This window comes from Streptomyces sp. NPDC046900 (assembly GCF_040644975.1).
GTDB lineage: Bacteria > Actinomycetota > Actinomycetes > Streptomycetales > Streptomycetaceae > Streptomyces.
This window is the reverse complement of the sequence record NZ_JBEYXD010000002.1, coordinates 217104-238089: the sequence shown is the minus strand read 5'-3', so window position 1 is coordinate 238089 and position 20986 is coordinate 217104. Positions and strand designations below refer to the sequence as shown.

Below are 20986 nucleotides of genomic sequence, written 5' to 3'. Positions count from 1 at the left end.
TTCATTCCCCCAGGTCGAGAGTGAGTTTGGTGACGGCGAACGCCTCGGCGTAGCGCGCGTGGCATTCGATACCGCGGATCCGCGCCAGCCCGAGGAAGGCCTCGCGGTCGTACCAGGGCCGGTGCCGCTGCGAGGGGTAGTGCTCCTGCAGCAGCTGCACCTTCCGTTCGGCGATCTCCGGCGACAGCGGCTGGTACGCCGCCATACGGCCGAGATCGCCGTCCCACTTGACGATCTCGTAGCCGAGCACCAAGTGGTCGCGGAACGCGCTGGTCATCAGCTTCGCCAGACCGCGGTGGTCCTGGTGCGCGTCATCGGTACGCGGGGCCAGCACGAGATCCGGCTCCGTCCCCGCGCGCAGCTCCTCGACCGCGGCCTTGGCCTCGTCCCAGTGCGCGGGCAACCGGCCGTCCGGCAGCTTGTGCACGGTCAGCCGCAGGTCGGCGCCCGGGCAGAAGGCGGCGAGCGCGGCCTGCTCCTCCTGCTCCCGCTCGCTGCCGCCGCCGGAGAGCACCAGCACGTCGACGCGGACACCCGGCCGTGCGTGGCACAGCGTCAGCAGCGTGCCGCCGGCGCCGATGGCGATGTCGTCGCAGTGCGCGCCCACCGCGACGATCCCGTCCAGGGGGCCGGCCCCGAGCCGGATCACGGGGTACCCACCGGGGCGCCGTCCCGCTCCCACACGGCCCAGGGGCGGTCGCCCCTGGCGTAGGCGTCGTGGAGCGCGGCCCGCTCCTTCACGGTGTCGGTCGGCTGCCAGAAGCCGCGGTGCTGGTACGCGATCAGCCTCCCGCGCTTGGCCAGTTGGGAGCAGCCGTCGGCGACCAGGTCCCCGTTCTCCGGTATGTGGTCGAAGACCTCCTGGCGCAGCACGAAGTAGCCGCCGTTCTCCCACAGCGGCAGTTCGCTCACCGGGGTGATGCCCCCCACCAGGCTGCCCTCACCCAGTTCCACGCAGTGGAACGAGGACTGCGGCGGCACCACCATCATCGACGCCCCGGCGTCGCGCCGGGCGAACCGGTCGATCATCTCCGGCAGCGGGGCATCGGTGAGCACGTCGGCGTAGTTGGCGAGGAACATCTCGTCGCCGTCCAGGTAGTGCCGCACGCGGCGCAGCCGTTCACCGATCGGCGACTCCATGCCGGTCTCCGCGAACGTGATCGTCCAGTCGGCGATGTCGGTGGACAGCAGCTCGGTGCGCCCGCCCCGCAGGACGAAGTCGTTGGACGTCGTCTCCTCGTAGTTGAGGAAGAAGTTCTTGATGTGGTCGGCCCCGTACCCGAGGCAGAGGATGAACTCCGTGTGCCCGTAGTGCGCGTAGTAGCGCATGACGTGCCAGATCAGCGGCCGCGGGCCGACCATCGCCATCGGCTTGGGCGTGTCGTCGGAGGTGCCGTTGCGCATGCGCAGCCCGTACCCGCCGCAGAACAGGACGACCTTCATGACTTCACCTCGACAGTGCTCGGTACGACGGTGCCCGGCTCGACGACGCTCAGTTCCGGGATGGGGAAGACCAGACGACCGCCCCAGTCGTGCACGAAGGACAGTTGCTCGACCAGCTCGGCCCGCAGGTTCCACGGGAGGACGAGGACGTAGTCCGGTCTGTCGGCGGCTATCCGGTCGGGGTGCAGGATCGGGATGCGGGTGCCCGGGGTGAACCTGCCGTGCTTGTAGGGGTTGCGGTCGACCGTGTACGGGAGCAGGTCGGGCCGGATGCCGCAGTGGTTGAGCAGGGTGTTGCCCTTGCCCGGGGCGCCGTAGCCGACGACGGTCTCGCCGCGCTCGGCCGCGTCGATGAGGAACCGCAGCAGGTCCCGGCGTACCTTGGCCACCCGCTCGGAGAACTCGGTGTACCCGGACAGCTCCTGCAGCCCGGCGGCCTTCTCCCGGTCCAGCACGTCGGTCACCCGGCGGGTGGGCTCGCCGGCCACCTCGTCGGGCCGGGCCCACAGCCGGATGGAACCGCCGTGCGTGGGCAGCAACTCGACGTCCACGAGCGCGAGTCCGCCGCTCGCCAGCGCCCGGATCGCGGACGCGACCGTGTAGTACTGGAAGTGCTCGTGGTAGATCGTGTCGTACTGGTTCTCCTCGATCAGGGTCAGCAGGTGCTGCACCTCGATGGAGACCCAGCCGTCGTCGGCGACCAGGGCGCGCAGCCCCTGGGTGAAGCCGACCACGTCGGGGATGTGCGCGTACACGTTGTTGGCCACGACCAGGTCGGCCGGGCCGTGCTCGGCGCGGACGGTGGCGCCGACGGCCGGGCCCAGGAACTCCGTGAGCGTGGGCACGCCCGCCTCCCGCGCCGCGGCGCCCACGTTCACCGAGGGCTCGATGCCGAGGCAGCGGATGTCGCGGTCCACCATGTGCCGCAGCAGGTAACCGTCGTTGCTCGCGACCTCGACCACGAAGGCGTCGGGGCCGAGGCCCAGCCGCTCCACGGCACCGGTGACGAAGGTGCGCGCGTGCTCCACCCAGGAGGTCGAGTAGGAAGAGAAGTACGCGTACTGCGTGAACGTCTCCTCCGGCGTGATCAGCGGCGGGATCTGCGCGAGCCAGCACTCGTTGCAGACCCGCAGGTGCAGCGGGTACGCGGGCTCCGGCTGGTCCAGTTGCTCCGCGGCGAGAAAGCTCTCGCACGGCGGGGTCGCCCCCAGGTCGACGACGCTCGCCAGCGCCGCCGAGCCGCAGAGTCGGCATCGTGTCATCTACTGCCCCCATCCCTGCCCGCGCGGGTGTCCCCGCCGCGAGCCAGCGTTGCCGTTCTTGCCGTTCTTTCCGGTGTTGCCGTTCCCGCCGGCGTTCCCGGTTCCGCCGACGGCGCTGTGCCCCCGCCGCCGGACCGTGCCGCGATCGCGGTGCGGTACCCCTCCACCAGGTTCGCCAGTCCGACGGCAGGACTGAATGCCTGTTCATAGCGGCGCCGGGCCGCCTGTCCCATCTCCCGGTTGACCGCCGGGTCGGCCGTGATCCGGCGGATGCACGACGCGAGCGAGTCCGCCTCGCCCGGCCGGTGCAGCAGCCCGGTCACCCCCTCCTCGACGAGTTCGACGTAGGCGCCGATCCCGGCGGCGACGACCGGGACACCGGCTGCCATCGCCTCCACGATCACCAGGCCGAACGTCTCCAGGGACATCGAGGGAGCCACCACGGCGACCGCCCGCGAGGCGGCCTCCTGACACTGGGCCGGGTCGTACAGACCGACGTACCGCACGTCGTCCCTGCCCTCAGCCCAGGCGGCCACCTCCCGTTCGAGCGGCCCCGCGCCGGCGACCACGAGCGGCACGCCCACACCGCCGTCCGCGGCGACCGCGTCCCAGGCGGCCATGAGCAGCCGTACACCCTTGGCCTCCGAGAGCCGGCCGAGAAAGAGCAGATGCTCTCCCTCGCCGACCCGGCAGGCGCCCGGGTCGGGAACGAAGTTGTGCTTCACCGCCAGCCGTTCGGAGGGCACGCCGCCCCGCGCCAGGATGTCCCGCTGCGTCGCGGAGACGCAGAAGAACCGGTCCACGCCGGACCACCACCGCCGTCGGTTGACGGACAGGCTGACCGCGAGCGGCACCGTCGCCAGCCGGGAGCCCCGGTAGCAGCCGTGCCGGACGGCCGGCAGCGGCGCCGCCCCGACGCACTCGGTGCAGAGCCGGCCGTCCCGTTGCAGCGTGCCGGGCGGGCAGACCTGCATGTAGTTGTGCAGTGTGGCGACGACGGGCACGCCGACGTCGGCGCAGGCGGCCAGCACCGCGGGCGACAGCAGCGGGAAGACGTTGTGGACGTGGACCACGTCCGGCCGCTCGGCGCGGAGCCGGGCGGCGAGCTCCGCCCGGACCGCCGGGTTCCACGGCACCAGCAGCGGCACCGCTGCCTTGCCCAGCAGGGACCGGGCCGCGATGTCGGCACTGCGCCGCTCGAACACCTCCACCCGGTGGCCGGCCCCGCGCAGCAGCCCCACTTCCTGGTCGACGACGTTGTTCTCCCCGCTCGGCTGCGCCGAGGAGTAGCGGTTGTGCACCACGAGGACGTGCATGCTCAGGCCACCTCCAGATCACGACTTGACGTTGCGGGAGACATCGGCCCCCGCATTCCGGGCAGCCGGAGATGCCGTCGGCGCCCGGGGGGCGTCCGCGGCGGCGCGGTCTCGGTGGGCGCCGCCAGCAGCGAGGCGGCCAGGGCCAGATGCAGCAGATACGCCGAGGCGTCGCCCAATCCGACCTCGGTGTACGACGAGACGGCGCAGTAGCTGATCAGGAAGATCGCGCAGGCCCTCGGCAGCGACGGCGGCCGCAGCAGTGCGACGCCGCCCAGTACGAGGACGAGCGCCGCCACGAGGACGTCGCCTATGAGCCCCTGCTCGTTGTAGACGGCCAGCCAGCTGCTGTCGATCGGCAGACCCTCGAACGACTTGTCGCCCAGGCCTATGCCGAACAGCTGCTGCGAGGTCGACCGCGGGGCCGAGAGCAGGGCGTGCCAGACCTTGGCCCTGCCGGTGAAGCTGGCGAAGTTCTGCTGGCTCTGTCCGCGCAGGAACCACGCCTGCAGCGCGGAGGAGAACCCCACCGCGGCCACCGTGGCGCACAGCACCACCCAGGTGAAGAACCGGCGGGCGGCGGCGCTGGTCAGGACGAGCGAGAGAACCGCCAGCACCAACCCGACGAGCAGACCCAGTGTGGCCGTCCGGGTGTGGCTCAACGCGAGCAGGACGAGTGACGGCACGATGATCAGCGCCGCGCCGGCCTTGGTGGTCCGACGGCCCAGAACGAGCAGCACGGTGAGCCCGATGATCACCGCGGTGTACTGCCCGATCTGCGGCGGGGTGAGCGGCCACAGCGCGCCGACCAGCCGTCCTTGGTAGGACGCGGGCATGGCAGCGCCCGGCGAGATGACCAGGCCGGCGGCCGCCGTCAGGAGCACCGCGAAGTAGATCCGTATGTGGCTCCGGACGAACGTCAGGCTGCCGTCCCACCAGCGGCTGAGGAGCCACAGCGTGGCGATGAAGAGAGCCAGCCGGGCGCAGCGGAACAGTGAGCCGGGTCCGGCCATGCGCACACTTGAGATCATGCTCTCCACCAGCAGCAGGGTGAGCAGGAGCAAGAAGGCGCTGGGGCGGATCCGCAGCCGGGGATTGAGCACGACTGCCAGCAGGAACGCGGCGACCAGCGCGCCCATGGTGGCCATCTGCATGAGGGAGCGGGGCAGCGTGATGATGGTCTTCTGCCCTGCGGAGCCGAACGTGTTGAGGGCGAGCAACGCCCAGGCCGTCCCGACGAGCTTCGGTGTGCCACCGGGGCGTGTGCCGGCGGCGGGCGGTGCGCCCGTCGCGTCCGGTCCGCCCCACGGCCGGTCGTCCATCGGTTCCCCACCCATCTCAACCACCCGCCCGCGGACGGAGGGTGCTGTCCGTGTCCTGCCGGTACGGCGCGCCCTGCCACTGGGCGAAGTCGAGCACCCGGCCGTGGTCATGGGCGACGAAGCTCCACGGTCCGATGTAGACATTGCCGTGCCAGCGGTTCCGCTGCCGGAAGGTGATCGCATCCGCCACCCGGGAGCCCTTGTACGGTGACCAGTCGGGCGAGGTCCCGTAGTTGGACAGCACCGCCATCCGGCCGCACAGCCCGGCGCACCCGGCGGTGGTCGCGCTCTGCACGAAGCGGTTGTCGTGGATGTCCACCCGCTGGGTCTTCCACCGGCAGTCGGAGAGCAGCGGCGCGGTGGCGATCGCCGGCCGCGCGCAGCGGTGGACGTCCCGGACCAGCAGCGTGCAGTAGTCGGACGACGTGTTGGCCGGGCTGTTGCAGAACCGGTCGGCGTCCTCCCACAGGGTGAGGCCGGACCAGTTGTCCTCCAGCACGTTCCCGTAGACCTCGATCCGGTCGGTGCGGGCCTTGACCCGCGGTTCGCCGCCGGCCTCGGACAGGTAGACGGTTCCGTAGGGGAAGTCGTCGCCCTGGGCGGCGTACGCGCGGCCCTCGGTCAGGTAGTTGCGCCGGATCATGTTGTTCCGGATGACCGCGTTGTAGCTGATCTCGTAGATCAGTGCCGGACCGTCGTTGTCCTCGATCACGTTGTCCTCGATGAGGAAGTCGTTGTTGTCGGTGTCGGCCCACAACCCCGCACCCCGGTTGTCGTGCACCCAATTGCCCCGCACATCGGCGCCGTTGACCGCCCAGAACTTGGCGCCTCCGCTGCAGCCGCAGCCAGGCTGCCGCCGCTCCCAGTCGTCGGTGTTGTTGCCGGTGATCTCGTTGCCTTCGACCACCAGACCGGTGACGGCGCCGGTGCCCTTGTACCCGTTGATGCCGTACTGGCCGTTCCTCCGCAGGCAGTCGTCGCGGACCTGCTGACGGGCGCCGACCATCAGCCCCCCGCCGGAGTTGTCCTGCACCGTCGTGTGCTCGATCACCCACCCGTCGGCCGAGTCGTGGTTGACCACGCCCTCGTCATGCGGCGCGGCGAAGTGCTGCACGGTCAGGTGGCGGATGGTGACGTTCTCGGCGCCGCCGCCGAACGCGATCTCGTTGACCATCCGGCCGTCGAGGACTGCCCCCGGGGCGCCTATGTAGACGTCCCCCTCCTTGGGGAGGACCTGGTCGTAGGGCCCCGACTTGAGCGTGTGTGTGCCCGGCCGGAGCCAGAACGTGGTGTGCGGGGGACTGTCCAGGGTCTTCTCGGCCAGGTCGTCGACGACCGCGGGGTCGACCGTGACGGCACCCGCGGGCGCCTGCGCCGGTCTGGCCGCGGGCGCGGCGCACACCCGGGCCGCGGCCACGGTCGGCGCGGGCATGGGCGCCGCGGCAGTCGGCTTCGCGGCCGACGGCTCCGCCGGGGCGCCCGACCGGCCGTCGCAGCCGGTCGCCGCCGGCAGGGTCAGCGCCAGCCATGCCGCCACCGACGCCCAGTGCCGCGTCCTCCTTCCTCGCACCCGTCCCCCTAGTCGCGGAACCTGAGCACGGTGGTGAACCCGTCCGTGCCGTCGGTGAAACCGGTGCCGACGAGGACCGTCGCGGGTTCCTTGCGCCCGAAGCCGGCGGAGTACCAGCCCAGCGGCGGGCCGGTCTCGCCGCGGTGCCCCTGCCAGCGCAGCTGCCCGGGCAGGTCGAGCACCGCGGAGCGGTCCTCGCCGCCCTGGGTCCAGGTGAGCACGGCCCGGCTCCCCGTCAGCTCCGCGCCGATCGCCGGGCCGAGGTGGAACGCCAGCCGCACGGTCCGGCGCGGGCCGCGCACCTCGTCGACCACCCGCAGTTCCCGGCTCGCGGCGGTCAGCTCCACCCGGCGGCGGTGCACCGAGCGCCCGTAGCCGGTGTGCTCGGCGGACCAGCGGGCGACGCCGGCGTCGGGCCCGATCCCGTCACCTGTGTCCGCGAGCAGGACCCGGGTGCGGGCGTGCCGGGTCCACAGGAAGGGGCCCCCGGAGACGGACTGGTCGCCGCCGTCCAGTTCGAGCGTGTTGTGGCCGAGGGTCGACCGGAAGTACCGACGCCACTCGGGCTGCCCGTGGTAGCAGAACGTCCCCGGGTCGGCGAGCACGTCGACCCCGTCGTGCCGGACCTCCACGGACAGCGCGTCCGCGTGGGCGTGCGCGGCGATGGACAGGAAGCCGTGCGGGCCGCCGTCGCAGCGGCACCAGATCTCCTCCGGTCCGCTCTTCCCCGGCCCGCGCAGGATGGTCATGCCCGCGTCGGCGAGGTGGTCCGGCCGGGTCGCCGGGCGGGTCGCGGCCGGTGCAGTCACATTGTCCGAGTACGGCCGGATCAGCGCGGCCAGCAGTGGGGTGCGCACGTCCGTGCCGGTCACGGCCGGCCACCAGTCGAGCCGGCCGAACACGGCGTCCCCGGTGGCCAGCAGTGAGGCCCAGCGGTCGGTTCCCGCGCCGTCCACGACCAGGCCGTGCCCGTCGTCCGCGTCGCCCTGGCGCGGCGGCCGGAGCCGATTGTCCACGACGGCCGCGAGCGCGTCGGTCATCCGCAGCAGCACCCGCCGGACCGACGCGGGGACCGGCACGCCCGCGGCATCCGCCTCGGCCAGGGCGGCCAGGCCGAGTTCCAGCACGAGTCCGTGGTACTCGGTGGCCAGTTCGCGGTTGAGGCCGGAGTCGAAGGTGTTGCTCCGCAGGTGCCGCTCCAGCGACCGCAGCGCGTCGGCGCGCCAGCGCGCCGACGTGGGGAACCACCCGAACGCGCAGGCCGCGGCGAACTGCCCGGCGGCCTCGGCGATGATGTGGTTGTTGGCCGAGGAGCCCCGGCTGGGGAAGGCGGCCAACCAGCGCTGGTGGTACCAGATCTGACGGATCATCACCGGGTTCTCCTCGAACAGCCCGGCCGCGCCGGGCCAGCCGTCGAGCAGGCGGCGGACCCACACCCAGGAGAGCAGCCGGATGCCCAGCTCGATACCGCTGGTCCAATGGACCGAGCGCAGCGGCGGGTTGGCCTCCCACCAGGACCGCAGGTGCTCGGCGGCGCGCTCGGCGTACCGGTCGTTCCCGGTGATCGCGTAGGCGGCGGCGAGCACGGTCAGGTACTGGTGCCGGGACAGCTCCCAGATCTGCTTGACGTCGCCGATCGCCTCCTCGTCGCGGTACGGCACGTCGAAGGCGTAGCCCGACGGAGCGCGGCGCCCGGTCTTCGGGTCGAACGACCAGTCCGGGGCGGCGAGGTCGTCGCGGACCACCCCGAAGTACTCGGCGTGCCCGTCCATCAGCCGGTCCGCCTGGGCGAGGAGGCGTTTGGCGGCGTCCGACGGCACGGCGGCGATCCCTGTGGCGGGGAGTGCCGCGGTGAACCGGGCGCCGGGCACGGCCGGACTGTCCGGCAGCGCCGACCGCCACCGCCTTCTGCGCACCGCGTCGATCGTCCGGCCGCCGATCTCCCGCGGCCCCATCCGGGACAGCCGCCGCAGGTACCAGCCCGCGCTCAGGGTCATCGCGCCCTCGCCAACGTCACCGGCACGCCGCCGGCCAGGCCGGTCTGCACGGCGAGGGTGGCCGCCGTGGTGGTGACCAGTGACTCCAGCGGCACCGGCATCGGACCGCCGGTCCGCACGGCCTTGATGAACGCGGCCAGTTCGGCGGACTGGCCCTTGTCCCGGGCCTTGGGCAGCCGCGAACTGACCCACCGCTTGCGGCTGTACACCGAGGCACGGACGAAGTCGTCGAGCCGCAGCACCTTGCCGTCCGCGACCAGGTCCAGCGTCTCCTTGGGGAAGCCGGGCGCGCCGGTGGTGACGTAGCTGATGGTGGCGTTGGACCCGTCCGGGTAGCGCAGCACGACCTGCAGATCCTCGTTGCCGGGCGTGGTGATCGCGTACACCGAGACCGGGTCGGCCTCGAGTAGCCAGCTCGCCGTGTCGATGAAGTGGCCACCCTCGCCGGCGAACCGCGAGCCCTCGGTGCCCTGTTGGAGGTACCAGCTGCCGTGGTCCAGTCGGCCCGCATTGACCAGGTAGCGCAGGCTCGCCGGCCCGGTCCGGGCGCCGAACTGCTTCCTGGCCTCCTGCAGCAGCGGTGCGAACCGGCGGTTGAAGCCCACCTGCAGCCTGTCGTTGCCGGATTCCTCCACCGCCGCGAGTACGCCGGCCAGCTCGTCCTCGGTGAGAGCCAGGGGCTTCTCCACGAACACCGTCTTGCCGGCCAGCAGTGCCCTCCGGGTCAGTTCGGCGTGCGAGCTGTGCCGGGTGACCACGAACACCGCGTCGATGGACTTGTCGCCGAGCACGGCGTCGAGATCGGTGGTCGCCTCGGCGAAGCCGAACTTACGCTGCGCGTTGGCCGCGGACAGCGCCGTCGTGGTGACGACTGTGGACAACTCGACGCCGTCGCGCTGTGCCAGGTGCGGCAGCAGCATCGACGTCGCGTAGTTCCCCGCGCCGACGAACGCCAGCCGCACCGGCGTGCTGGCCGCCCGGCCCGAGGTGGACACCGAGTCGCCGCTTCGCTTCACCGCGGGCACGGTCACCGCCGGGGCCTGCGCCTCGGCCGCGTGTTCGAGGTAGCGGAACAGCACGGCCACGGCCTTCAGATCGCCGTCCTTCAGCCTCTGGTATGTCTCGACGGCGTCATCGAAGTCGGCGACGTGGGAGACCAAGGGCTCCACGTCGACGCGGCCGCGGGCGACGAGGTCGAGGAAACACGCCAGGTTGCGGCGCTCGGTCCAGCGCACATAGCCGATCGGGTAGTCACGCCCCTCGAGCTCGTACTCCGGGTCGTAGCGCCCGGGGCCGTAACTGCGCGAGAAGCGGACGTCGAGCTCCTTCTCGTAGTACGCGTTCCACGGCAGGTCCAGGCGGCACTTGCCGATGTCGACGACCCGGCCGCGGTCCCGGCAGAGCCGGGCGGCCAGCTCGACGGGCTGGTTGCTGCCGCCGCCGGCGGCCAGGTACACCTGGTCCACGCCGTGCCCGCCGGTGAGTTCGGCGACGGCGGCCTCCACGGCCGCGGAGGAGGGATCGCCGCAGGCCGCAGCACCCAGGCGCTCGGCGAGCTCGCAGCGCGCCGGGTCGGGGTCGACCCCGACGACGCGGACTCCCGACGCGGCCAGCAGCTGCGCCACCAGCTGCCCGATCAGCCCGAGGCCGATGACCAGCGCCACTTCGCCGAGCCGTGGCTCGCCCTGGCGGACGCCTTGCATCGCGATCGACCCGACGGTGCCGAAGGCCGCGTGCCGCGGCGCGAGGCCGTCCGGCACCGGGGCGTAGAGGTTCTTCGGCACCCAGTTCAGCTCGGCGTGCAGCGCGTGCTCGTTGCCGGCGCAGGCCACGAGGTCGCCGACCTTCACGTCGTCGATCCCGGGGCCGACCTGCTCGACCACCCCGCACAGCGAGTAGCCCAGCGGTGTGTAGGAGTCCAGCTTGCCCATCACCTTGCGGTAGGTGGCGGGCACCCCGTTGGTGGCCACGCTCTGCATGACCTTGGCCACCTGGTCCGGCCGGGAGCGGGCCTTGCCCAGCATCGACATGCCGGCCTCGGACACCTTCATGAGCTCGGTCCCGGTGGAGATCAGCGAGTAGGCGCTGCGGACCAGCACACCGCCCGGCTTGCACCCCGGCACCGGCACGTCGAGCACCGCCAGCTCGCCGCTCTTGTAGTTCTGTACAACCTGCTTCACCCGAAGTCCCCTTGTTTCTACGCCGTCTTCTACGCCGCCGAGCGAGCGTCCCGGCCGGACCTGGAGGTCGCGTCGCGGTACCAGTACTCGAGGGTCAGCACATGCCACAGATGCTTGGAGAAGTCCCGCTGCCCGGCAGCGTCCTCGGCGACCATGCGCGCCAGGGCGTCGCGGCGCAGGAGCCCGGAACGGACGAGCTCACCGTCGTTCACCACCTCGCGGACCAGCGGTGCCAGATCCCGGCTCATCCAGGCGCGCAGCGGGGCGCTGAACAGGCCCTTGGGCCGGTACACGATCTCGTGGGGCAGGATCGAGGTGGCCGCCTCCTTGAGGACGGCCTTGCCCTGCCGTCCGACGATCTTGCGGTCACCGGGCATCGCGAACGCCGCCCTGACCACCTCGACGTCCACGTACGGCACCCGTACCTCGGTCGACGCGGCCATGCTCGACCGGTCGGTGTACGTGAGGTTGAGGCCCGGCAGGAACATCCGGGCGTCGCCCAGGCACATCCGGTTGACGAAGTCGTCGAGGTCGTTGTCCTGGTAGACGTCGGCGTGCTCGGTCAGCACGTCCTCGACCGCCGGGGCCAGGTCCGGATCGACCAGGGCGAGCAGCTCGTCCTGGTCGTACATGGTGTAACTGCGCCGGAACGCGGTCTCCTCCGGCAGGTCGGCGAAGGAGAGGAACCGCTTCGCGAAGCGCACCGACCGGTACCCCCGGCGGCTCGTCGCGACCGGCAGCCGGTCCACGGCCCTGGACATCCCGCGCCGCAGGGGGCGCGGGACGCGCTGGTAGCGCAGCGCGATCAGGTTGGCCAGGTGCTTGCGGTAGCCGGCGAACAGCTCGTCGGCGCCCATCCCCGAGAGCATCACCTTGACCCCGGCCTCCCGGGCGGCCGAGCAGATCAGAAACGTGTTGATCGCGGCGGGGTCGCCGATCGGCTCGTCCAGGGCGTACGTCATCTGCGGCAGCAGGTCGAGCACGTTCGGAGCGATCTCGATCTCGTGCAGGTCGACGCCGAACCGCTCGGCCACCCGCCGGGCATAGCGCAGGTCGTCCGGCATCGCCTCGAACCTCGCGTCCTCGGCGCGGAACCCGATCGTGTAGGCGGAGATCCCGGACTGGTGACGGGACGCCAGCGCGGTCAGGTAGCTGGAGTCAAGACCGCCGGAGAGGAAGGTCGCCACGGGTACGTCGGACAGCAGGTGCCGCCGGGTCGACTCCTCGACGATGGCGGCCAGGTCCGGCCGCTCGCCGCCGAGGGCCCGCTCCCGCCCCTCGGCGGCGACGTCCTTCAGGTTCCAGAACCGGCCGCGCTCCATCCGGCCGTCGGGCCGGCACCGCAGCCAGCTCCCCGGCGGCAGCTTCTCCGCCTCACGGAACGCGCAGCGCGAGTCCGGCACCCAGTAGTACAGCAGCGAGGCCACCAGCGCCGCATGGTCCACCTCCAGCGTCCCGCCGGTCACGGCGGCGAGCGCCTTGAGCTCGGAGGCGAACACCAGGCCCTCACCGCGCCGGAGCAGGAACAGCGGCTTGATGCCGAGCTGGTCGCGGGCGAGCACCAGCTCACCGGTCCGCTCGTCGAAGACCCCGAACGCGAACATGCCGCGCAGCCGGGGCAGGCAGTCCGTGCCCCAGCGCCGCCAGGCCTCCAGCAGCACCTCGGTGTCGGAGGTGCCGCGGAAGCGCACCCCGGCGGCGGCCAGCTCGGCCCGCAGCTCGGGCGCGTTGTACAGCTCGCCGTTGTACGTCAGGACGAGGCCGTTCGAGACCATCGGCTGGGCGCCGGTCTCGGACAGGTCGATGATGGCCAGCCGACGGTGCCCGAGGTGCACATCGCCGTCGCCGACCGGGTGGCTGTACCGACCCGCGCCGTCCGGACCGCGGTGGGCCAGGATGTCGGTGAGCCGGTCAGTCACGGCCTTTCCGTCCGGCCATCGGTAAGCGCCTGCGATGCCACACATGTCTACCGCGTCTCCTGGTCGTTGTCCGGGACCCGTACGGCCCATGACGTCCGCCTCGTGTGCGGCTGGCCCGTGCCGCCCGGCCGGGCCGGGCGCTCGCTGCGGCCGCGCAGCGCGGTGTGCAGCCCGTCCCACAGCGTGCCGTCGGTCCGGTCACGCGGATCGGGGTCGATCAGCACCACACCGATCACCGCGATGCGCAGGTCCGCGAGCTGCCGCGCCACGGTGTGCAGCCATGCGGCGCTGCCGTGCCCGGCACGGACGACGAGCACGGTCCGGGTGCCGAGGTACTGCAGGTCGGTCCACGCCGTGCCGGGCGCGACCGAGCCGACGCCGAGCCGGTGCTCCGGCTGCGGCGCGGCCGCAGCACGCTCGCCGCTGACCACGACAGGGTCTCCCGGTTCCTGACGGCGGCCGGCGAACTGCCGGCCGGGCAGACCGTCGATGATCACCAGTGGCTCCTCCTCCGCCAGTGCCCTGGCGAGGTCCAGAGCGATCGCGGCCGCGCTGCGCGCACAGCCCAGTTCCAGCAGCGACACCGGTTCCGCCGAGCCGCGCACTGCGCGGGCCAGGGTCCTGGTGAGCCGTTCGCGCGCGTCCCTGGTCCGTCGGCGCCGCCACGGCATGGCCGACCGGCGGGGTGCGGGGCGCAGCTCCGCGATGACCGAGGCGCCCAGGTTCACGGCGATCTCCCGGCGCAGCACGGGACGGTCCGCCACCACCGTGCCGATCGCGGCCAACGCGAGCCCGAGGACGAGCCCGAGGACGCACCCGATCACGGCGTCGGTGGCGACGGCCTTGGGTAGGGAGTGCCGCACCGCGGTCGGGTCGTCCACGATCTGTGTGCCGGCGATGAGCTGGGGCGTGCCGATGCGCGCTTCCTCGGCGCGCTGTTTGAAATCGGCGATCTGCGAGGTGAGCGCGGCCCGGCGGGCGTAGAGCGACTCGAGGGTCGCCGACGCGTTCGCCGACGGTCCCTGTCCGATCGCCTCGTTGACCTGGGCGAGTTCGTTCTGCAGGCGGTCGCCCTGGCCGAGCAGGGCATCGGCCTCGGCGTTCGCGGCCGCCTTCAGCCGCGCCACATGGTCCGCGACGAACACGTCTGCCAGCGCCTTGGCGCGGGCCGACGCCTCCACGTCGCTGTCACCTCTCGCGGTGATCTGCAACACGTTGTTGGTCAGCCCGATGCCCTGGTAGTCCGCCATGAAGTCTTCCGGGCTTTCCGAGGACTTGAGGGCCCGCAGGGCCTTGTCGGCGATCCGCGTGGTCTGCAGCAGCGCGGCGTCGGTGCGGATCAGCGTTCCGGGGTCGCTCGGCTGGTCTTGTTGATGCGCGACCAGCACCTTGGTCACCGCGGTCGGCCGCGGGGGCAGCAGGACTGCCAGCGCCGCGCCGACGAACAGTCCCAGCAGCGCCATGGAGCACCAGAGGCGGCGCCGCCTGCGCACCGCCACCACCAGCGCCTGCAGGTCGATCAGCGGAGCGGCGGCCGACGGCTCCGAGGACGTGCTCGTCGTCACACCGAACCTCCCGTCATGTCCGCGCCGACCGTCGTCGCCGGCGTGGCGTTGTTCGAGGGACGGCCGGCGGACCGCATCCGAGGGGCCCGGACCGCACTGGCGACGACGAAGCCGACGACATCGTGCCTGGCGTCCGCACACGCCTCGGCGATGCCGGCGAGCTCCCCCGCGGTCCGGCTGCCCGCGCTGAGCACGACCAGAATGCCGGACTCGGTGACGCGGTCCGGCACCACCGGCCGGGACACCGAAACCCGCACCACGCGCAGCATGGGGTCTGCCCTGCTCGAAGAGCTTGAGGAAGGATCACCCCCGGCCTCGGCCACGATCCGTGCTGCGGCCCGGGCGGCGATGGTGTCGCCGTCCGGGACGACAACCAGCAGCCGCCGTGGGGCCGGCAGCTGCTCCCGCAGGCGGGCACCCACCCGCCGGTAGCGGATCTGCCTGCTGGCCTCGTCGCCGGATGACCGCGGGGCCGGCAGGTCCCACCGGGTTTCGACGCCCAGCAGCCAACGCGTCCAGCCCAGCGGGCCGCGGCCTTTCGGCCCGTGCGCGCGCCGTTCACCAGGTACGTCGACGGTGCCCAGCAGCGCCGACCCCAGCGCCGCGGTGATCTCCGGTTCGGTGCGCGGCCGGCGACCCGACCGTGCGGCGGCGAGATGGCCGATGACCGTGATCAGGAAGAACAGCAGTGCCCCGCCGCCGACGAGCTGCGTCCTCGTGGGCGGCGTCTGACCGGTCGGCCGGGCCGCCGACCCCACGACGACCATGCTGCCCTCGTTGGCTGCCGGGCCTGCCTGCTCCAGCTTGTCCACGGCCTCCCCCAGCGCGGTGCGCAGCTGTTCGAGCTGGGTGCGGGCCTGGACGCTCTCCACGTGCTTCCCCGGATCGGCCGCATCGGCCAGGGCGCTGATGCGGCGGCTGGTCTGCGTCACCAGCTGCCGCAATGCCTTGGACTGCGTCGCCGAAGGGGAATCGGCTCTGTCGTTCGCGATCTGCGCGGCGAACGTGACGAATTGCCGGGCCACCTCGTCGGAGAGCTGTTGCGCGTGCTTCGGGGTGTCGGCCGTACCCGAGATCTTGATGATGTTTCCCTCGGTTACCTGGGCGCCCACGTGATCCTTCAGCTTGGTGCCGCTGCCCCCGGTCCAGCGGAGCGCGGCAGCCGAGCGGTCGATCACCACCGAACTGGTCGCGATCTCCGCCTGGGTCAGCAGCTCTCGCTCCTCCCACTGTCCCGACAGCAGCACCGATGTCGACGTCGTGTAGCGCGGCGGAAACAGCGAAGAGGCGCCGTAGCCGACGAGCGCGCCCGCCACGGCGAAGACGATGAGAAGCCGCCAGCGACGGCGGAGAATCCGCCCGACTGTGACCAGGCGTATCGTGTCGTCGCTCACGGCCGGGACCCCTTCGCTGTCCGGACCCGGTCGCCCTCCGACGCCGGGGTGCGGCCACGGCAGGCAGCGGCGTAGGCGGCGAGCAGCGATCGCTGGGAGTTCCGCCAGGAGAGCGGCCCGCTGATTCGCTCCTGGCCGATCTTGCCCATCAAGGCCCGCTTCTCCGGATCGTCCAGCAGCAGCGCGATGAGCTTGGCGAACTCGGCCTCGTCGTTGGCGGGTGCGTAGACGGCGGCGTCATCGGCGGAGACTCGTGCCTCCCGGAGGTCGAATGAGACAACCGGCCGGCCCATCACCATGTACTCCAGGACCTTGTTCATGGTCGACACGTCGTTGAGCGGATTGTGCGGGTCAGGGGAGAGGCACACGTCCGCGGTGGACAAGTAGCGCACCAGATCGGCGTCCGGAATGCGCCCGGTGAACTGCACCTGCTCCGAGAGCCCGAGCTGCCGGGACAGTTCCACCATCGCCTCGAAGGTGTCGCCGGCACCGACGAACACCGCATGCCAGTCGGTCCGCCCGACCTCGTCGCGCAGCTTCGCGAGGGCCCGCAAGGCGTAGTCGACGCCGTCCTGCGGGCCCATGACGCCGAGGTAACACAGCAGATGAGGCTTGCCGCGCTTCAACTCCGGCTCGGGCGCCACGGGGTGGAACCGGTCGATGTCGGGCGCGCTGCGCACCACGAAAACGTCCGCCGGCCGCCGACCGCCACGGCGCACCGCGACGTCCCGGTAGCTCTCGTTCGTGGCGAGCACGACGTCGGCGGCCCGGTAGGTCAGCCGTTCCAGCGCGCACACGGCGCGGTAGAGCAGATCTTCGCCGCGGCCGAACCGGGAGAGGTACAGCTCGGGTACCAGGTCGTGCTGGTCGAAGACGAACCGCGCTCCGCGTCGCTTCAGCCACAGTGCCGGCAGGAACAGCAGGTCGGGCGGGTTGCAGGCGTGGACCACATCGACTGGGCCGACCTTCCGGGCCAGCCGGAACGTATGCCACAACGCCGATCCGTACTCCCGCAGGTAGCCGGCCGGCCCTCCGATGGCCGCGCGCAACGGGTAGCGGTGGATCCGCACCCCGTCGATCTCCGCCTCCGGCTCCGTGTCCCGCTTACTCCCCTGGGGACAGATGACGTGCACCTTCCAGCCCGCGTCGCGCAGCGTCGTGCACTCCTGCCACACCCGCCGGTCGAACGGCACCGACAGGTTCTCCACAAGGATCAGCGCGCGCCGGTCTGGCCGGTCGCCGCTGGTCGCTTTACCAAGCAAGGCCCATGTACCCCGGTTCGGCCCGGCGCGCCTCGGCGTCGGGAAGGTGGATGAGGTCGACAATCACCGGGCCGTCGCCATGGGGCAGCGCCGACAGCACGGCCGGATCCCTGGTCCCGACCAGGCACACCTCGGCGTGCTCAAGGACCTCGTCGACGGAATCCGCGAGCAGCTGCGCGAGGTGCGGCAGCCGGGTCTCGATGTACTCGCGGTTCGCGCCGAGCAGCCGGGAGAGGCTCACGTTGGCGTCGTGGATCCGCAGGTCGTAACCCTTGCCGAAGAGCCTCTCGGCCAGCTCGACGAGCGGGCTCTCGCGGAGGTCGTCGGTGCCGGGTTTGAAGGACAGCCCGAACAGGCCCACCCGGCGCTTGCCGGTGCGCTCGACCAGCTCCACCGCCCGCTGCAGATGGTCGGAGTTGGAGGGCAGCACGTGGGCGAGGATGGGCACCGAGACGTCCGCCCGCTGCGCCGCGTGGACCAGGCTGCGCAGGTCCTTGGGCAGGCAGGAGCCACCGAAGGCGAAGCCGGGACGCAGGTAGGCGGGGCTGATGTTCAGCTTGCGGTCGGCCAGGAACACGTCCATCACCTGGTGCGAGTCCACCCCGAGCGCCTGGCACACCGCGCCCAGCTCGTTCGCGAAGCCGATCTTGAGGCCGTGGAACGCGTTGTCCGCATACTTGATCGCCTCGGCCGTCGGGACCGGCACCCGGAACACCTCGCCGGGCAAGCCGTCGTACAGCTCCATCACCACATCGCCGCTTGCCGGGTCGAGCTCGCCGATGACGGTCTTGGGCGGGTCGAAGAAGTCCCGCACGCTCGTGCCCTCGCGCAGGAACTCCGGGTTGACCGCGACTCCGATGTCCACCCCGGCCGTTCCGCCGACGTACTTCTCCAGGATCGGTACCAGCAGGTTCAGGCAGGTGCCCGGGAGCATGGTGCTGCGGAACACGACGGTGTGCCGCCCACCCCGCTCGGCCAGCGCGGCGCCGATCTGCTCGGTGACCCGCTCCAAGTACGTGGTGCACAGGCTGCCGTTGGGCTCCGACGGCGTGCCCACGCAGACCAGCGACACCTCACTGCCCATGATTGCCTCGCGGACGTCGCCGGTGGCGCGCAGCGCTCCGGCCCGCACGACCTCGGCGATGAGCTCGCCGATCCCCTCCTCGACCACCGGGGCCTTGCCGTCGTTGACCAGGTCGACCTTCACCTGGTTCACGTCCACCCCGATGACCTCGTGCCCCATGCTGGCCAGGCACGCGGCCGACACGCAGCCCACGTAGCCGAGCCCGAAAACGCTGACCTTCATGACCCGTTCCTCCCCCCAGGCAGGCCCTCCCGGCCTGCGTTCCGCACGTCGGCCGGACGACGACCCTCGCGCATCAGTAGGCCCCCTGCCCATACACCACCGCACGCAGCGTCTTCCACAAGATCACTGTGTCCAGGGCGAGCGACCAGTCCTCCACGTACCGCAGATCCAGCCGGACGGCCTCCTCCCACGACAGGTCGCTGCGTCCGCTGATCTGCCACAGGCCGGTGAGTCCGGGCCTGACCAGCAGCCGGCGCCGGATGTCCGGGCCGTACGCAGCGGACTCCTCCGGTAACGGAGGCCGCGGACCGACGAGCGACATCGATCCGGTGAGCACGTTGAAAAGCTGCGGGAGTTCGTCGATCGAGTACCGGCGCAGCACCGCTCCCACCCGGGTCACCCGCGGATCCCGGCGGACCTTGAACAGCAGGCCGGAGCCCTCGTTGAGGTCGGCCAGCTCGGCACGTGCCCCATGAGCCCCGACGACCATGGTGCGGAACTTGAGAATGGTGAACTCGCGGCCGTGCTTGCCGACTCTGCGCTGGCGGTAGAACGCCCCACCCCGACTGTCCATCAGCACGAGCAGCCCGACGACCACCATCAGCGGCGCGAACAGGATCAGCAGGATCGCTGCGCCCAGCCGGTCGACGACCACTTTGATCGCCCGGCGGCCCCCGGTGAAGGTCGGCATGCTGACCCGCAGCAGCGGGATCCCGAGCACCGCGTCGACGTGCAGCCGCGGGCCGGCCACCTCCATCAGGACGGGAGCCACGACCATTTCGGCTTCGCTGCCTTCGAGGTTCCAGGCCAGCCGCTGCAACCGGTCCGGTGACCAGTGCGGGTCCGGTGTGACCGCGATGACACGGTAGCCGTCGCGGTGGACGTGGTTGGCCACGTCCGCCAGCCGGCCGACGACCGGCACTCCGTCCAGCTGGTCACCGTCGAGGCCGAGACCGTCCGTCGTGCACACCGCATCCACCCGCCAGCCGAGGTGCGGGAGCTTGCGGGTTCGGGTGATCAGGTCGCGCACGGTGGCCAGGCTCCCGGCAGCGAGCACCGGTCGCAGGCACAGGCCTTCCTTCCGCTGTTTGTGCAGCCGGAGGCGCAGCAGATACCGCGCGGTCATGGTGATGAACCCGATCGCGGGGATCGCGACGAAGATCCAGAGCTTGATGTTGCGCGAGGTGAGTGCGATCCCGCCGAGCGCCAGTACGACGGTCGCCGTGAACAGTGAGCGTCCGAGCCGGCGGAATTCCTCGGCACCCTGGCCGAGCACGGCCGGAGCCCACGCCCGGCTCACCGCAAGCGTCCCCAGCACCAGCAGCTCGGTGCAGAAAGCGAGAATTCCCCACTTCTCATGCCAGTTGGCCGCGTCCCGGGCCCCGAAGAAGTCGCCGATCGCCCCCACCACGAAGGCGGTGGCCACGGTGTCGCTGATGATCACGGTACGGCGGTACCGCTGTTCCCACTCGATCGCGGGCTGCTTGATCGCCCCGTTCGCCAGATGCTCGCGCGCCGACGGAAATGGGCGCGCCAGTCCCCCCTGTTGCACAGAACCCCCCAAGGTCCCCAGTGGTTCGACGTGTTCGCCTAACACTGTTCCGGGAGGCCCCCGCCCCCCGTGTTGCGCTGTTCTTCCCCCTGGAGGCTCCGCCTCCCGCGCCGCGCTGTTCCTCCCCCTGGGAGGCCCCGCCTCCCGAGCATGATCCCGGCTATGTCAGAGCTGCTCGAACAACCCACCCTGGCAGCGGCAGACTTGAATGCCCTGCCGGACTCTCAAGGCGCGCGGGAACCCGCCGAAAACCTCGGGTGCCCTCCGCACCCAAAGCCCCCCGGGCTCCAAGAACTGATCACCCCCACGTCTGGCGCCGGGGACGCGACTGCTGGCTTCCCGTAGCGCTGGACCTATAGATCATCATTGGTCGCCTCATGTCCGAACAGCTGAAGCACGGTCAATCTAGACCATGGAGGCCGGTATGAAGAGAGGGATGTGTGGAAATTGTGCTCAAGATTTGAGGCTCACCCACCAATGGGTGACTGCCTACGCGTGCCTTGACGCCGCCGCGCGCGCCAGCAGCGCGCCCGGCCCCGGCGCGGCTTCCACGCGGTAGTGATCGCGAGCTGCAACGGTCTTTCTACGGCGCCCAGTTCGGCAACGACGTCCCGCTGTTCGTGCCCTGCGGCGTGCCGGTGAGGGTGCCCGAGGTGGTCGGGGCGACCGACCCCGACAACGAGGCGCACGACGTGATCGGGGACTCGCCGACGGAAGTGCGGCGGAGCCGGCCGACGTGCGTGACGTGGCCGAATCGTGGCTCCCGGTGGGGCGTCGTTCGAGGAACTCGCCTCGCGGTGGGCGTTCGTGGAGTACGCGGAGATCCAGGCAGCGTGTGAACGCGGAAGCACGGTCGGCGTGATCGAGGCGTACTGGCGCGTGTTGCTCCGGGAGGTGT

Annotated in this window: 14 protein-coding genes; all 14 read right to left on the bottom strand. The window is 71.4% G+C overall.

Annotated elements, in window-relative coordinates; translation table 11 throughout:
- Position 1: 1 nt before the first annotated feature.
- The gene (locus tag ABZ904_RS03210) at positions 2-649 is read right to left on the bottom strand and encodes a PIG-L deacetylase family protein (RefSeq protein ID WP_360989756.1); all 648 of its coding nucleotides are present in this window, start codon (positions 647-649) and stop codon (positions 2-4) included.
- The gene (locus ABZ904_RS03205; protein ID WP_359412551.1) at positions 646-1443 is read right to left on the bottom strand and encodes a sugar phosphate nucleotidyltransferase; all 798 of its coding nucleotides are present in this window, start codon (positions 1441-1443) and stop codon (positions 646-648) included. The genes ABZ904_RS03210 and ABZ904_RS03205 overlap by 4 nt, the downstream gene beginning before the upstream one ends.
- Positions 1440-2705, bottom strand: a complete 1266-nt coding sequence (locus tag ABZ904_RS03200) for a class I SAM-dependent methyltransferase (protein WP_360989759.1) — start codon at positions 2703-2705, stop codon at positions 1440-1442. The genes ABZ904_RS03205 and ABZ904_RS03200 overlap by 4 nt, the downstream gene beginning before the upstream one ends.
- Entirely contained in the window at positions 2702-4021 is a 1320-nt protein-coding gene (locus ABZ904_RS03195) for a glycosyltransferase (RefSeq protein ID WP_359411517.1), read from the bottom strand. Before ABZ904_RS03195 ends, ABZ904_RS03200 begins: the two co-directional genes overlap by 4 nt.
- A gap of 2 nt (positions 4022-4023) precedes the next feature.
- Positions 4024-5343 (bottom strand): O-antigen ligase domain-containing protein, encoded by a 1320-nt coding sequence (locus ABZ904_RS03190; RefSeq protein WP_360990143.1) that lies wholly within the window; start codon positions 5341-5343, stop codon positions 4024-4026.
- Positions 5344-5359: 16 nt separating this feature from the next.
- Positions 5360-6880 (bottom strand): right-handed parallel beta-helix repeat-containing protein, encoded by a 1521-nt coding sequence (locus tag ABZ904_RS03185; protein WP_361820831.1) that lies wholly within the window; start codon positions 6878-6880, stop codon positions 5360-5362.
- A 41-nt stretch (positions 6881-6921) separates the two neighbouring features.
- Positions 6922-8910 carry an alginate lyase family protein gene (locus ABZ904_RS03180; RefSeq protein WP_361820828.1) on the bottom strand — a complete coding sequence of 663 codons (1989 nt, stop codon included), beginning with the start codon at positions 8908-8910 and terminating at the stop codon, positions 6922-6924.
- The gene (locus ABZ904_RS03175; RefSeq protein ID WP_361820825.1) at positions 8907-11090 is read right to left on the bottom strand and encodes a bi-domain-containing oxidoreductase; all 2184 of its coding nucleotides are present in this window, start codon (positions 11088-11090) and stop codon (positions 8907-8909) included. Before ABZ904_RS03175 ends, ABZ904_RS03180 begins: the two co-directional genes overlap by 4 nt.
- A gap of 29 nt (positions 11091-11119) precedes the next feature.
- On the bottom strand, positions 11120-13054 hold the full coding sequence (gene asnB / locus ABZ904_RS03170) for an asparagine synthase (glutamine-hydrolyzing) (protein ID WP_361820822.1): 1935 nt from the start codon (positions 13052-13054) through the stop codon (positions 11120-11122).
- 2 nt (positions 13055-13056) lie between these two features.
- Positions 13057-14574, bottom strand: a complete 1518-nt coding sequence (locus ABZ904_RS03165) for a Wzz/FepE/Etk N-terminal domain-containing protein (protein ID WP_361820819.1) — start codon at positions 14572-14574, stop codon at positions 13057-13059.
- Entirely contained in the window at positions 14571-15968 is a 1398-nt protein-coding gene (locus ABZ904_RS03160; RefSeq protein WP_359412175.1) for a Wzz/FepE/Etk N-terminal domain-containing protein, read from the bottom strand. Before ABZ904_RS03160 ends, ABZ904_RS03165 begins: the two co-directional genes overlap by 4 nt.
- Positions 15965-17230, bottom strand: coding sequence for a glycosyltransferase family 4 protein (locus tag ABZ904_RS03155; protein ID WP_360989783.1), 1266 nt, complete (start codon positions 17228-17230; stop codon positions 15965-15967). The genes ABZ904_RS03160 and ABZ904_RS03155 overlap by 4 nt, the downstream gene beginning before the upstream one ends.
- Positions 17220-18536 (bottom strand): nucleotide sugar dehydrogenase, encoded by a 1317-nt coding sequence (locus ABZ904_RS03150; protein WP_360989786.1) that lies wholly within the window; start codon positions 18534-18536, stop codon positions 17220-17222. The genes ABZ904_RS03155 and ABZ904_RS03150 overlap by 11 nt, the downstream gene beginning before the upstream one ends.
- A 73-nt stretch (positions 18537-18609) precedes the next feature.
- Positions 18610-20088 carry a sugar transferase gene (locus tag ABZ904_RS03145; protein ID WP_360989789.1) on the bottom strand — a complete coding sequence of 493 codons (1479 nt, stop codon included), beginning with the start codon at positions 20086-20088 and terminating at the stop codon, positions 18610-18612.
- Between the last annotated feature and the right edge of the window lie 898 nt (positions 20089-20986).

Excerpts from the sequence above, each read along its gene's own strand:
- ABZ904_RS03180 (WP_361820828.1), bottom strand. The coding sequence starts at position 8,910 with ATGACCCTGAGCGCGGGCTGGTACCTGCGGCGGCTGTCCCGGATGGGG.
- ABZ904_RS03205 (WP_359412551.1), bottom strand. The coding sequence starts at position 1,443 with ATGAAGGTCGTCCTGTTCTGCGGCGGGTACGGGCTGCGCATGCGCAAC.
- ABZ904_RS03150 (WP_360989786.1), bottom strand. The coding sequence starts at position 18,536 with ATGAAGGTCAGCGTTTTCGGGCTCGGCTACGTGGGCTGCGTGTCGGCC.
- ABZ904_RS03190 (WP_360990143.1), bottom strand. The coding sequence starts at position 5,343 with ATGGACGACCGGCCGTGGGGCGGACCGGACGCGACGGGCGCACCGCCC.
- ABZ904_RS03200 (WP_360989759.1), bottom strand. The coding sequence starts at position 2,705 with ATGACACGATGCCGACTCTGCGGCTCGGCGGCGCTGGCGAGCGTCGTC.
- asnB (WP_361820822.1), bottom strand. The coding sequence starts at position 13,054 with ATGTGTGGCATCGCAGGCGCTTACCGATGGCCGGACGGAAAGGCCGTG.
- ABZ904_RS03195 (WP_359411517.1), bottom strand. The coding sequence starts at position 4,021 with ATGCACGTCCTCGTGGTGCACAACCGCTACTCCTCGGCGCAGCCGAGC.